The sequence below is a fragment of the Comamonas sp. B21-038 genome (assembly GCF_022387135.1).
Taxonomy (GTDB): domain Bacteria; phylum Pseudomonadota; class Gammaproteobacteria; order Burkholderiales; family Burkholderiaceae_C; genus Comamonas; species Comamonas sediminis.
Map to the genome: position 1 here is coordinate 4990244 of NZ_CP092462.1, position 13431 is coordinate 5003674.

Genomic DNA, 13431 nt, shown 5'->3' on the forward strand with positions numbered 1-13431 from the left:
GATGAAAAAACTGTTGATGGTCGATAACTACGACAGCTTCACCTACAACATCGTGCAGTACTTCGGTGAGTTGGGGGTCGAGGTCGTGGTGGTGCGCAATGACGAAACCTCGCTCGAGGCCATCGCTGCCCACCAGCCCGATTGGCTGGTCATCTCGCCCGGTCCCTGCTCGCCGGCCGAAGCCGGTATCTCCATCGCGGCAATCCAGCACTTTGCCGGCAAGCTGCCTATTTTGGGCGTATGCCTGGGCCACCAGGCCATTGGCGCGGCCTTTGGCGGCAAGGTGGTGCGTGCCGTGCAGCAAATGCATGGCAAGACCAGCGTGATCACGACCACGCAAGAAGGCGTGTTTGCCGGTCTGCCGGCGCAATTCACCGTCAACCGCTACCACTCGCTGGTGATCGAGCGCAGCAGCTGCCCCGATTGCCTGGAAGTGACGGCGACCAGTGAAGATGGCGAAATCCAGGGCGTGCGCCACAACAGCCTGCCGATCCAGGGCGTGCAGTTCCATCCCGAGAGCATCCTCACCGAACATGGCCATGCGATGCTGAAGAACTTTCTGGAGCAGCGCTGATGGCCGAGCCGCACCAGTTGCTGATGTTCATCGCAGCTGGCTGGCTGCTCAACCTCACCCCGGGCCCGGACGTGTTCTACATGCTCAGCCATGCAGCGCGCCAGGGCTGGCGTGCCGGCTTGGTGGCCAGCGCCGGTATCACCGCTGGCTGCATGGTGCATGTGACGGCTGCTGCGCTGGGTGTTGGCGCATTGCTGGCCGCCTCGGCCACCGCCTTTGGCGTACTCAAGTGGCTGGGCGCGGCCTACCTGCTGTGGATGGGCCTGCAGATGCTGCGTAGCAAAAACAACAGCAAGCCGCTGTCGCCTGCCGGTAACGCAACGGCTCTGGCAGAGCCGGGCACGCCTCTGGCGCGCATCTTCTGGGGCGGCTTCTGGACCAACGTGCTGAACCCCAAGGTTGCGATCTTCTTTCTGGCCTTTATTCCGCAGTTCATCGCTGCCGACTATGCCCACAAGAGCCTGGCCTTTGCCGCGCTGGGCCTGCTCTTCAACCTGAACGCCATCCCCGTCAATATGCTCTGGGTGGGGATGGGTGCCGGAATGGCCCGGCGCGCGGGCGGGTTGCGCCAGCGCCTGCATTGGCTCGACCGCGCGGCCGGCGCCATGTTCATTGGCTTTGGCCTCAAGCTGGCGCTGACCGACAAGCCCGGCGCCTGACCCCTGATACAGCGAGAAACTCCATGTCGATTACTCCCCAAGAAGCGCTGCAGCGCACCATCGAGCACCGCGAAATCTTCCACGACGAGATGCTGCACCTGATGCGCATGATCATGCAGGGCGAGCTCTCCCCGGTGATGACCGCCGCCATCCTGACCGGCCTGCGCGTCAAGAAGGAAACCATTGGCGAGATCAGCGCTGCCGCCCAGGTGATGCGCGAGTTCTCCAACAAGGTCCATGTGGCCGATCGCCAGCATTTGGTCGACATCGTCGGCACCGGTGGCGATGGTGCCAACACCTTCAACATCTCGACCTGCTCGGTGTTTGTCATTGCCGCTGCCGGTGGCAAGGTCAGCAAGCATGGCGGGCGCAGCGTCTCCAGCAAATCGGGCAGTGCCGATGCGATGGAAGCACTGGGTGTCAACATCCAGCTGAGCCCCGAGCAGATCGCCCAGAGCATTGCCGAGGTGGGCATCGGCTTCATGTTTGCGCCCAACCACCACCCGGCGATGAAGAACGTGGCCCCGGTCCGCAAGGAACTGGGCGTGCGCACCATCTTCAATATCCTCGGGCCCCTGACCAACCCGGCCAGCGCGCCCAATATCCTGATGGGCGTCTTCCACGAAGACCTGGTCGGCATCCAGGTGCGCGCACTGCAGCGCCTGGGCGCCGAGCATGCGATCGTCGTCTATGGCCGTGATGGCCTCGACGAGATCAGCCTGGGTGCCAGCACCCTGGTGGGCGAGCTCAAGGACGGCGTGGTGCGCGAGTACCAGATCCATCCGGAAGACTTCGGTATCCAAATGGTGGGCACGCGCGCGTTCCGCGTCGACAATGCCGAACAGTCCAAGGCGATGCTGATGGGCATCCTGCAAGGCGAGCAAGGCCCCGCGCGCGATATCGTCTGCCTCAATGCCGGTGCTGCGCTCTATGCGGCCAATGTGGCCAGTTCGATCGAAGACGGCCTGCAGCGCGCCCGCGCTGCGATCGACAGCGGCGCGGCCTTGCAAAAGCTGCAGGACCTCGTGGCCCTGACGCGCCGGCTTGCCGCCTGAGCCGGCCTCCCAACCAAGGAAAACACATGTCCGATATTCTGAAAAAAATCTGTGAGGCCAAGCGCATCGAAGTGGCCGAGGCCAAAAAGCGCAGCCCCTTTGAGGTGATGCGCCGCGACGCCGAAAGCCGTGTGCTGACCCGTGACTTTGTCGGCGCGCTGCGCGCCAAGATCGCCCAAGGCCAGGCCGCGGTGATCGCCGAGGTGAAAAAGGCCAGCCCCAGCAAGGGCGTGATCCGTGCCGATTTTGACCCGGCCGACATTGCCCAGAGCTACATGGTGGGCGACGGCAAGACCAGCGCCGCCTGCCTGTCGGTGCTGACCGACCGCCAGTTCTTCCAGGGCGAGCCGGATTTTCTGAAGCAGGCCCGCGCCAGCACCTTGCTGCCGGTGCTGCGCAAGGATTTCATGGTCGATCCCTACCAGATCTATGAATCCCGCGCGATGGGTGCCGACTGCGTGCTGCTGATCGCCGCCTGCCTGGACGACGCCCAGATGGCCGAAATGGAGCAGATTGCACGCAGCCTGGACATGGCCGTGCTGGTCGAGGTGCATGACGGCGCCGAGCTGGCGCGTGCGCTCAAGCTCAAGACGCCGCTGATCGGCATCAACAACCGCGATCTGCGCACGTTTGAAGTCAGCATCCAGACCACCTTGGATCTGCAAAAGCAGGTGCCTGCCGACCGCCTGCTGGTGACCGAGTCGGGCATTGCCAGCCCGGACGATGTCAAGACCTTGCGCGATGCCGGCATCCACGCCTTCCTGGTGGGCGAGGCCTTTATGCGCGCCGATGAACCGGGCGAAGCACTGGCCAAGCTGTTCGCTTAAGCAAAGCAGCTAAGAAAAAACGAGTAGCGGCGCAATGCCGCTACTGCGCCGTGCGTGCCTGGGCCAGCTGGGCCTCAAACCATTGCTGGCTGCGCACTTCCGGCTGGCCTGGGCAACGCACCAGATAGGGCTTGCCCGACATGCTGCTTTGGCTGGCCGCGCGCGCAATAAAGGCCTCGGCCGTGGGCGCCAAATCTCTTTTTTGCAGGTAGCTGTACTTGCGCTGCAAATGCGCGCTGGCCTCGCTGGCGCTGTACCACTGGCCATTGCGGGAAAATTCACAGCCCGACTGCTGCAAGGCCTTGAACAGCGATTGAATCTCGCGCTCGGTGGTGCTGGTTTCGCTGCTGGCGGTCTGCGCGCCGGCGGCCAGGCTGCACAGCAAACAGGCCGCGGCGAGGGCCGGGGTCCAGGGGTATCGTCGGTGGGACATGGCTCGTCAAGCAAGTTGGTGGATCTGGCAGCGCAGGCGCTGTGCTAGTATCAATTGCGAATAATTCCCATTTCTAACTTTTAGGAGTGGGTTTTTTCTTCGCATCTTTCCCTTCTTCCCCGGCCAGCGGCCCCATGCCCAGCAAGGGCCGCCGGCCTGTTTGCCGTTGTTTGTCCATGAGTATCCATGATCGCCATGCTCCCCAAGCGCCCAGCGCCTTTGTACTGCCACCATCGCGTCTGCGCGGGCTCGCTGCCAGCGCAGCGCTGGCGCTGATCGTGCTGGGCGGCTGCGCCAGCGCACCCGAGCGCCCAGCGCCTGCGCAGCTGCTGCGCATCGGGCAGACGGTGCAAGGCCAGTTGGCCCCTGGCGCAGAGCAGCGCTGGCAGCTCGACGCGCTGCAGGTGCCCGCCGGCAGCGTGGTGCGCGCGGAGGTCGATGGCCGTGGTGTGCAGCTGGATCTGCAAGATGCGGCAGGCCGGCATCTGCGCCGCCTGCTGCGCAGTGATGGCGTGGGCGAGGGCATCACCTGGCAGGCCCAGGCGGGCGAGCAGTTGCTGTTGCACTGGAATGCGCAGCCGGCGGTGGCCTATGCCAGCAGCAGTGCAGAGGCCGGCCAGCTGCCTGTGCAGGCGGCCGCAGGCTACTACCGCCTAGAGATCCAACGCGCCTGGGCCCCGCGTGCCGACCCACCGGTGGCCTTGCCCAACAAGCCGCTGCAAAGCCCGCGCCTGCAGGCCTTGGCGCACGATCTGGAACGTGGCGGCACCACTGATGCTTTCTGGCAGGAGATGGCCCAGCGCGGAACGCCGTTGGTGGAGCCCTGGAGCGGCCAGGAGAGGCTGGTGACTTTTCTGTGGCGCGGCGCGCAGCACAGCGTGCGCCTGTTTGGCAGCCCCTCGGGCAACCATGAATCGCTGCAGCGCCTGGGCCGCTCGGATGTGTGGTGGAGCAGCTTTGTGATGCCCAGCGATGCGCGCCTGAGCTACGGCATGGCGCCCGATGTCCCCGGCATCGACGGCACGGCGACCGAGCAGCGCCGCAGCATTCTGGCGACCTTGCAGCGCGATCCGTTGAACCCGCGCAGCTGGGCCGCGTCGGAAGATGGCGCTGCAGCGGTGGACAATTACCAGGGCCGCTCGGTGCTGCAGCTGCCCGATGCGCCCGCGCAGCCCTGGTCGCAGCCGGCCAACGGGCCGTTGCCGGGCGATCTGCAGCGCCACTGGCTGCATTCGGCGGCCCTGGGCCATGGCCGCGATGTCTGGATCTACCGCCCTGCGGGCTGGGCCCAGACCCCGCAGGACCAGCGCGCCTTGCTGGTGCTGTTCGATGCCCATGCCTATCTGCGCCAGGTGCCCACGCCGCAGATCGTGGAGCGGCTGCAGGCGCAGGGCTTGATCCCGGCCACGGCCGTGGTGCTGGTGGCCAATGCCAGCAGCGAGCTGCGCAATACCGAGCTGCCGCCCAACCCGGCATTTGCCGATTTCATGGGGCTGCAGCTGATGCCCTGGCTGGCCACGCAGGGGCTGGATGTGCCCGCCGCACGCACAGTGATTGCCGGCTCCAGCTATGGCGGCCTGGCATCGAGCTATATGGCGCTGCGCCATCCGGAACGCTTTGGCAATGTGCTGAGCCTGTCCGGTTCCTACTGGTGGGCGCCGGAGGCCGAAGCGCCCAATGCGATGGCGCGCTGGTGGGCGACAGCGCCCCGCCAGAACGTTCGCTTCTACCTGGATGCGGGCCGCTATGAAAGCGCACGCGGCGGGCAGGCAGGCATTCTGGAGACCAGCCGTGAACTGGGCGAAGTGCTGCGGACCCAAGGCTACCCGGTGACCCAGCGGGAGCACAGCACGGGGCATGACTATGTGCACTGGCAGGGCGCCCTCGCCTGTGGGCTGGTGGCGCTGCTGCAACCTGCCAATGCGACCCGGGTGCAGTCTGCCTGTGGCGCTGGCAGCGGGCAGTGAGGCAAGTCGCCAACCTCTCGGTCCACCTAACCAAATGGTAATGCGTCGGTAATGCCACGCCCCCCGGTGTCTGTCTAGCATGGAGCCCGCGCCACGCGGCGACATGAACACACAGAACACCAGGGGCAAGCATGCGATCTCTCTTCAACTCCCACACCGGCCGGGGGCTGGTCTGGGCCACCACGGCCGCCAGCCTGGTGCTGGCATTGTCTGGCTGCAGCGGCAGAAGCGATGCCGCTGCCCCGGAGGCACAATCTGACCGCGCCAAGGCCGCTGCCCTGGCACCCGGCCAGGTAAGGCTGCAGCCCGCATCGTTGAAGATGCTCGACATCGTCAGCCTGAGCCAGTCTGGCGCGGCGCAAACCGTGGCCATGCCCGCGCGCGTGGCCTTCCAGGACGACAAGGTGGCGGCTGTCGCCATTCCGGTCGAAGGGCGGGTGGTGACCGTCAACGTGCAGGTGGGGGACAAGGTGCAGCTTGGCGACACGCTGGCTACCCTGGTCAGCCCGGAGGCCTTGCGCATCCGCTACGAGGTGGAGGCTGCGCGCACCGCCAAGGAACTGGCGGTGGTGGAGGAGCAGCGCCAGCGCACCATGCTGGCCAAGGGCGTGGGCGTGGAGATGGAACTGCGTGCGGCGCAGTCCAAGCTGCGTGAAACCGCGCAGGAGCTGGCGCGCGCGCAGGGCGTGGCCGCCTTGCTGGGCAGCGGCAGCGGCGACAAGATCGTGCTGCGTGCGCCGCGTGCCGGCGTGATTGCGGAGCGCCATGCCGTGCCCGGTGCGGCAGCGGAGTCGGGCGCGGCGCTTTTTTTGGTGGGCGATCCGGGCGCCATGCGCATCGTGGCCGATGCCTTTGAGGGCGATCTGGCCGGCATCCATCTGGGCGCCGATGCAGTGGTGAAGGTGCAGCAACTGGCCGTGGCCACGCAGGGTACGGTGCGCAACATTGGCGCGGTGCTCGACAAGGAATCGCGCCGCGCCACCGTGCTGATCGACCTGAAGGCGCAACCCGCTGGATTGCGCCCGGGCATGCAGGCTTCGGTGGAGATTCCGCTGGCCGCCACGCAGCAGATGCTGATTCCGGTGACTGCCGTGCTGATCAAGGATGGCGACCGCTCGTTGGTCTTTGTGCAGGCCGGGGATGCCGTCTTTGAGGCGCGCACCGTGGTGCTGGGCCAGCCGCTGCGCGGCATGGTGCCGGTACAAAGCGGCCTCCAGGCCGGAGACCGCATTGTGGTCCGCGGCGGTTTGCTGCTGGACGGCGCCGCCAGCCAGATGCTGTAAGCAGGACCACCACCGTGCTGCGTTCCTTGATTTCCTTCGTCGTACACCGCCGCATGCTGGCGCTGTGCGCCACCTTGCTGATTGCCATCTACGGCATCTATTCCTACCTGCACACCGCCATCGAGGCCTATCCGGATGTGACCAACGTCCAGGTGGGTGTGATTGCCCAAGCCCCCGGCCTTGCGCCCGAAGAGGTGGAGCGCCAGGTCACCCAGCCGCTGGAGCGCGAGCTCAACGGCACGCCGGGCCTGATGTCGCTGCGCTCGGAGAGCTACTTCGGCCTGTCGATGATCAACCTCGTGTTCGATGACAACGCCGACAGCTTCAAAGCCCGCGCCGAAGTGGCGCAGCGCCTGCCGCAGGCCGATCTGCCGCAAGGCGTGACGCCCCAGATGGCGCCCGACTACACGCCGCTGGGCAAGATCTACTACTACCGCCTGCAAAGCGACCGCCACACCTTGGCCCAGCTGCGCACCGAGCAGGAATGGCATGTCACCCGGGTGCTTAAGCAGATCCAGGGCGTGGCCGATATCGTCAGCATCGGCGGCTTCGTCAAGGAGTTCCATGTCGAGGTCGACCCGCAAAAGCTCTACAGCCTCGACATCTCGCTGGAAGAGGTGGGCGATGCGCTGGCCAAGTCCAACCGCAATGTCGGCGGCGGCCTGCTGCGCCGGGGCGAGCAATCGCTGATCGTGCGCGGCATCGGCCTGTTGGGCAAGCCCGAAGATATCCAGCGCGTGGTGGTCGCTATGCGCGGCGAGCAGGCGGTGACGATTGGTGATGTGGCGCGGGTGTTCCAGTCGCACACGCCGCGCCAGGGCTCGGTGGGCATGGATGAGCACGACGATGTGGTCGAAGGCATCGTGCTGCTCAAGCGGGGCGAGAACCCCTCGCTGGTGCTCGACCAGATCCACCTCAAGGTGGACCAGCTCAATGGCGGCGAACTGCCCGAAGGCATGAAGCTGGTGACGAGTTATGACCGATCCACGCTGGTGGGCCACACCCTGGACACCGTGCAGCACAACCTGCTGTTTGGCGCGGTGCTGATCGTCAGCGTGCTGTGGCTGGTGCTGCGCAGCCTGCGCGGCTCCATCATCGTGGCCACGGTGATTCCGCTGTCGCTGCTGGTCGCCTTCATCGGGCTGCACTGGCTGGGCATGCCTGCCAACCTCATCTCGATGGGGGCCATCGACTTCGGCATCATGGTCGATGGCGCGGTGGTGCTGGCCGAGAACATCATCCGCAACGCCCGCCAGCGCAAGCCGCAAACCCAGGCCGACATGCGTCACATCATCATCGATTCAGCCGTGGCGGTGGCTAAGCCCACTCTGTTTGCGATGGCGATCGTGATTGCGGCGCTGATCCCGGTGTTCTCGCTGCAGAGCATCGAAGGCCGCATCTTCCGCCCGCTGGCGATGACCTATACCTTCGCGCTGCTGGGGGCGCTGGTGTTTGCGATGGGCCTGGTGCCTGCGCTCTGCGCCCTGCTGCTCAAGCCCAGGCATGTGATGGTGGAGGAGCCCAGGCTGTTCGAGCAGGCGCAGCACGGCTATGAGCGCTGGGTGGGCCAGGTGCTGCAGTCGGCGCGTGCGCGCTGGCTGGTGGCGCTGGTGGCCGTGGTGGTCCTGGCCGTGGCCGGATACTCGGGGCGCTGGCTGGGCACGGAGTTTCTGCCGGAGCTCGACGAGGGCGATGCCTATGTGCTGGTGGAAATGCCGGCATCCATATCGCTGGAAAAGGGCCAGGAAGTGCTGCGCGATGTGCGCATGCGCCTGGGCCAGTACCCGGAGGTGGTCTCGGTCATCTCGGAGCAGGGGCGTCCCGAATCGGGCACCGACAACGAAACCCTGAACCTGGCCAAGGTGCTGGTGCGCCTCAAACCCCATGGGCAATGGACCCCGGGCCTGACCAAGCCGCAGCTGATCGAGCAGATGCGCGAGAGCCTGCGCGAGATACCTGGCGTGGCCTTCAACTTTGCCCAGCCGATCCGCGACAGCGTCGAGGAGTCGAGCTCGGGTGCGCGTGGCCAGGTGGTGCTCAAGGTCTTCGGGCCGGAAATTCCGCAACTGCGCGCGCTGCTGCAAAAGACCCTGGAGGTGGTGCAGCCGATTGCCGGTGTGGTCGACCTGGGCCTGTACCGCGATGCGCCGGCGCCGCAGGTCCATGTCACCTTCAACCGCGATGCGCTGGCGCGCCATGGCATCGATATGGATACCGCGCAAAAGACGCTGGAGATGGCCTTGGCCGGCGATATCGTCACCACGCTCTGGGAAGGGCAGTACCCGGTGCCCGTGCGTGTGCGCCTGCCTTATGTGAACCGCATGGACGAGGCCCGTATCCGCGACATCGCCATTCCCACACCCAAGGGCCAGTCGTTCCCGTTGCATGCGCTGGCGGACGTGCAGGTGGCCATCGGCAACTCCTCCATCTTCCGCGAAGGCAATGCACGCTACATGGCACTGAAGTTCAACGTGGAAGGGCGGGACATCGGCTCGGTGGTGAAGGACACGCTGGCGGCGTTCTCCCAGAACGTGAAGATGCCCGAAGGCTACACCGCCGTCTGGGGCGGCGAATGGGAAAACCAGCAGCGCGCTGCCGCGCGCCTGAAGGTGGTGGTGCCGCTGTCGCTGCTGATCGTGTATGCGCTGCTGTTCGGTGCACTGGGGCGGGCGCGCAGCGCGGGCGTGATCATGCTCTGCGCGCCGTTTGCGATGGTGGGCGGCGTCGTGGCCTTGCATGTGACGCATATCGAGCTGTCGATCAGTGCGGCCATCGGCTTTATTGCGCTGCTGGGCCAGGTGGCCTTGGTGGGCTTGCTGGTGCTGTCCAGTGTGGAGGAGCGCCGCCGCGCTGGTGTGGCACTGTTGCCCGCGTTGGTGGAGGGTGCGGCCGAGCGCATGCGTTCGGTCATTCTGGTGGCTCTGCTGGCGCTGCTGGGCCTGCTGCCCATGGCCATGTCTACCGGTGTGGGCAGTGAAACCCAACGCCCTTTTGCGTCGGTGATTGTGGGCGGCATGATGGTGCTGCCGCTGATCGCCCTGGTGCTGCTGCCGGTGCTGTACGCCGCGCTGGGCCCCAAAACCATGATGACCCAGGAAGAAGAAGATGAGCGTTCGGCCCTCTAAACCCCTGCCACGAGCCCTGTGCCTGGCGCTGCTGCTGGCCCTGTCCGGCGGCATGGCCACTGCCCAGCTGCCCACCGTTGCCGATGGACAGCCGACCCCGGTGGGGGTGCAGGCTGCGCCCGCCTCGGTCAGCCTGAACGAGTACCTGCAACTGCTAGCGCGCAACAGCGCGCGCATCAAGGCCGAGCGCACGCGCATGGCCGCAGCCCGGGCCGACACCACGACGGCGGGCACCTGGCCCAACCCCACCGTATCGGCCAGCCGGCAGCGGCAGGAAAAGGACCTGGGCATCCAGCAACCGCTGCCGATTTTTGGCCAGTTGAGCCAGCGCGTGAAAACCGCACGCCAGGCCGAGGATGTGGCCGCAGCGCAGTTGGAGGCCAGCGTGCAGGATGCGCTCAGCGAGGGCGCCACGGCCTTCAACGAGGTACTGGTGGCGCAGCGGCGGCTGGCGCTGTGGCAGGCCGCCCGCGATGATCTGATGGGCGCGGCCCGGATCGTCAAGGGCCAGATCGAGGCAGGCGCGCGCAGCCAGTACGACGGCGCCCGCATTGTGCTGCAGGTCGCGCAGATGGATGTGCAGATCCGCAAGGCAGAGGCCGCGCTGAAAGATGCGGCCAGCAAGATGGCCGCACTGGCCTCGCTGCCACGCTGGGAGCCGGTGGCCATAGGCTCGCTCAAGCCAATGGACCTGGCGGCCTATGCCAGCAGTGAAGCACTGTGGGAACAGGCACGCAGCCGCCTGCCGGCATTGAAGGCCGCGGCGGCCGACCTGGAGCAGTCGCGCCAGCAGATTGCGCTGCAGCAGCGCGAAGCCATTCCCACGCCTTCGCTGAGCTACACCCGCGTCAACCACCGGCAGGATGGCCGCTATGGCATCGTTGGCGTGTCGGTGGATATTCCGCTGTTTGACCGCAAGCAGGGCGCGATTGACAAGGCCCGTGCGGACGAGATGCAGGCGCAGTACAAGCAGGAGGCCGCCGAGGTCGCAGCGCAGGCAGAACTGTGGCGCAGCCTGCAGCAGCTGCGCATGGCCAACGATGCGCTGGCGGCCTTCGAGTCGGATGCGCTGTCGCAGCTCGATCAGCTGCGGCGCATGGCCCAGGATTCCTACCAGCTGGGCAAGAGCAATGTGCTGGAACTTATCGACGTGCTGGATACCTTGCGCGAGCGCCGCATGGACCACCTCGATCTGGTCAAGGACATGCTGGATGCCCAGTGGCGGCTGCGGGTGGCGAGCGGCAACATGCCGCAGGTGCAGCCCTGAGCCCGTCTGTTGCATCGCAGGCGCTGTGGGTGCACATGCATCGCTGGGGCCTGCTGTCACAGGTATAGTTTCAGCCATGGGAGTCGCCTGCAGCTTGTCCAACCACCGTTATCTGATCATTGAAGATGACCCGCTGAATGCGGGCTTCATGGCGGACGGCCTGCGCCAGCAAGGTGCGCAGGTCAGCGTCTGCCATGACGGCCTGCGTGGGCTGGCGCTGGCCGTGGGGCAGGACTGGGATGCGATCGTGCTGGACCGCATGCTGCCCGACGACTTTGACGGCCTCAAGATCGTGCAGGCCTTGCGGGCCATGGGCAAGCACACGCCGGTGCTCGTGCTCAGCGCGCTGTCCTCTATCGACGAGCGGGTGCGGGGCCTGAAGGCTGGCGGGGACGATTACCTGTCCAAGCCGTTTGCGTTTTCCGAACTGGTGGCGCGCATCGAGGCGTTGACGCGCCGCTTGCAAACGGTCGACAAGCCGCGTGAGATGCTCGTGGCAGATTTGCGCATCAACCTGATGACGCGCAATGCCGAGCGTGGCGGCCAGGCCTTGCAGCTGCAGCCGCGCGAGTTTAGGCTGCTGGCCTATCTGATGCAGCATGCCGGGCAGATTGTCACGCGCACCATGCTGCTTGAATCGGTGTGGGACTTCCATTTTGACCCGCAGACCAATGTGATCGACGTGCATATCAGCCGCCTGCGCGCGAAGGTGGACAAGGGGCATGCGCTTGCGCTGATCCATACCGTGCGGGGGGTGGGCTACTGCCTGACCACCGACCCGCATGACCTGCTGGCGCAGGGACTGTAATGGCGCGGGTGCTGCCCTGGCGGTCGCTGGCTTTTCGCCTGGCGCTGAGCTATGGCTGCATGCTGGTGTTCACCGTGGCGGTCGTGCTGGCGGTGTTCTACCTGCAGATCGTGGGCGTGCTGCGCAACCGGCTGGACCAGTACGCCACCACGCAGCTCAAGCGGCTGCAGGACTATGCGGCAATGCACGGCGTCAGTGCACTGCATGAGCAGATCGATCACCTGATGCGCGATGGCATCAACACCGATACCGAAATCATTCTGCTGCTGACCCCCGAGGGCCACACCATCATTGGCAACGCCGACATCGTGCCCGCGCGCCGGCTGACGCAGCTGGGCATGCGCGAACTCACGGTGCAGCGCATGGGGCGCAACGTGGTCGGGCGCGTGCAGGCGGTGTTGCTGCCCGATGGCAACTACCTGGTGGTGGGCAGCGACATGCGGACCCAGGTCAGCATCGAGGACCTGTTTGCGCGGGCCAGCAGCCTGGTGGTGCTGGTGGCGCTGCTGATGGCGGTGGTCGGGGCGATCAGCTTTCGCCGCCTGGTCGATGCGCGCGCGTTGGGCATCCGCAGCACCATGGCGCGGGTGGCCGCCGGTGATCTGGCGCAACGCATTCCGGTGCAAAGTCAGGAGAAAGACGAATTTGCGCTGCTGAGCCGCGACATCAACAGCATGCTGGAGCGCTTGCAGCAGGTGATGGATGGCGTGCGCCATGTCTCCAACACCATTGCCCACAACCTGCGCACGCCAATGACGCGCATTCTGCTGCGCCTGCGCGCGGCCGAGCAGGCCCCGGAGGCCGACCAGCGCGCCACCCTGCGCCTGGTCGCCGAGGAGGTGGCGGAGCTGGGCGTCGTGTTTGACAAGTTGCTGGCGATTGCGGAAGTCGAAAGTGGCGCGCTGCGCCAGGCTTTTGCTGCCGTCGATGTGGCGGCGCTGCTGCTGGAGCTGCATGAGCTGTATGAGCCGGTGGTGCAGGAGGAGGGTGGCAGCATGGCACTGCAGTTACCCGGGGACCCGTCCGATGGCCTGCACGGCCCCTGTGTGGCGCTGGGAGACACCAACCTGTTGGCCAGTGCGCTGGCCAATGTGGTGGAGAACGCGATCAAATACGGCGCGCGTGACGGAGTCGGGCCCCGCATCGTGCTGCAGGCCCGCTGCCTGGCGGCGGCGGGCGATGCGGCTGCTTGCGTGGAAATCCTGGTACAGGATGATGGCCTGGGTGTGGCGGAGGCCGATCTTGCCCAGCTGTCCCAGCGCTTTTTCCGCGCCCAGCAGCAGCAGCCGGGCACCGGGCTGGGGCTGGCGTCGGTGCAGGCGGTGGTGCGCCTGCACGGCGGGCAATTGCAGTTTCGCAATACCGAGCCCGGTTTTGCGGTGCAGATTCTGTTGCCGGTCGCCTTGCCGCCTACACACAGCGCCTTGTGAGGC

General features: G+C 65.9%; 11 protein-coding genes. 10 read left to right on the forward strand and 1 reads right to left on the reverse strand.

The window, feature by feature from the left end:
• Nucleotide 1 precedes the first annotated feature (1 nt).
• From MJ205_RS22755 to trpC, 4 genes are read left to right on the forward strand one after another with little or no spacing between them, the layout of a single operon-like run.
• Nucleotides 2-574 (forward strand): anthranilate synthase component II, encoded by a 573-nt coding sequence (locus MJ205_RS22755; protein ID WP_239810491.1) that lies wholly within the window; start codon nucleotides 2-4, stop codon nucleotides 572-574.
• Nucleotides 574-1233, forward strand: a complete 660-nt coding sequence (locus MJ205_RS22760) for a LysE family translocator (protein WP_239810492.1) — start codon at nucleotides 574-576, stop codon at nucleotides 1231-1233. Before MJ205_RS22755 ends, MJ205_RS22760 begins: the two co-directional genes overlap by 1 nt.
• A 23-nt stretch (nucleotides 1234-1256) precedes the next feature.
• Complete coding sequence (gene trpD, locus MJ205_RS22765; protein ID WP_239810493.1) at nucleotides 1257-2288, forward strand: anthranilate phosphoribosyltransferase; 1032 nt, start codon at nucleotides 1257-1259, stop codon at nucleotides 2286-2288.
• Nucleotides 2289-2314: 26 nt separating this feature from the next.
• Entirely contained in the window at nucleotides 2315-3115 is an 801-nt protein-coding gene (trpC, locus tag MJ205_RS22770; protein WP_239810494.1) for an indole-3-glycerol phosphate synthase TrpC, read from the forward strand.
• A gap of 40 nt (nucleotides 3116-3155) precedes the next feature.
• On the opposite strand, the gene MJ205_RS22775 is transcribed toward trpC, so the two are convergent.
• Nucleotides 3156-3548, reverse strand: a complete 393-nt coding sequence (locus MJ205_RS22775; protein WP_239810495.1) for a DUF5329 domain-containing protein — start codon at nucleotides 3546-3548, stop codon at nucleotides 3156-3158.
• Nucleotides 3549-3724: 176 nt separating this feature from the next.
• Between MJ205_RS22775 and MJ205_RS22780 the strand changes: the two genes are divergently transcribed.
• From MJ205_RS22780 to MJ205_RS22805, 6 genes are all read left to right on the forward strand, one after another.
• Nucleotides 3725-5515 carry an enterochelin esterase domain-containing protein gene (locus tag MJ205_RS22780; protein WP_239810496.1) on the forward strand — a complete coding sequence of 597 codons (1791 nt, stop codon included), beginning with the start codon at nucleotides 3725-3727 and terminating at the stop codon, nucleotides 5513-5515.
• Between the two features lie 131 nt (nucleotides 5516-5646).
• Nucleotides 5647-6798 (forward strand): efflux RND transporter periplasmic adaptor subunit, encoded by a 1152-nt coding sequence (locus tag MJ205_RS22785; protein WP_239810497.1) that lies wholly within the window; start codon nucleotides 5647-5649, stop codon nucleotides 6796-6798.
• Nucleotides 6799-6812: 14 nt separating this feature from the next.
• Entirely contained in the window at nucleotides 6813-9923 is a 3111-nt protein-coding gene (locus MJ205_RS22790) for an efflux RND transporter permease subunit (protein WP_239810498.1), read from the forward strand.
• Nucleotides 9904-11190, forward strand: coding sequence for a TolC family protein (locus MJ205_RS22795; protein ID WP_239810499.1), 1287 nt, complete (start codon nucleotides 9904-9906; stop codon nucleotides 11188-11190). Before MJ205_RS22790 ends, MJ205_RS22795 begins: the two co-directional genes overlap by 20 nt.
• A 76-nt stretch (nucleotides 11191-11266) precedes the next feature.
• Nucleotides 11267-11998: a response regulator transcription factor gene (locus MJ205_RS22800; RefSeq protein WP_239810500.1), complete on the forward strand. Its 732-nt coding sequence runs from the start codon at nucleotides 11267-11269 to the stop codon at nucleotides 11996-11998.
• Nucleotides 11998-13428: a sensor histidine kinase gene (locus MJ205_RS22805; RefSeq protein WP_239810501.1), complete on the forward strand. Its 1431-nt coding sequence runs from the start codon at nucleotides 11998-12000 to the stop codon at nucleotides 13426-13428. The genes MJ205_RS22800 and MJ205_RS22805 overlap by 1 nt, the downstream gene beginning before the upstream one ends.
• The last annotated feature ends 3 nt before the right edge of the window (nucleotides 13429-13431 follow it).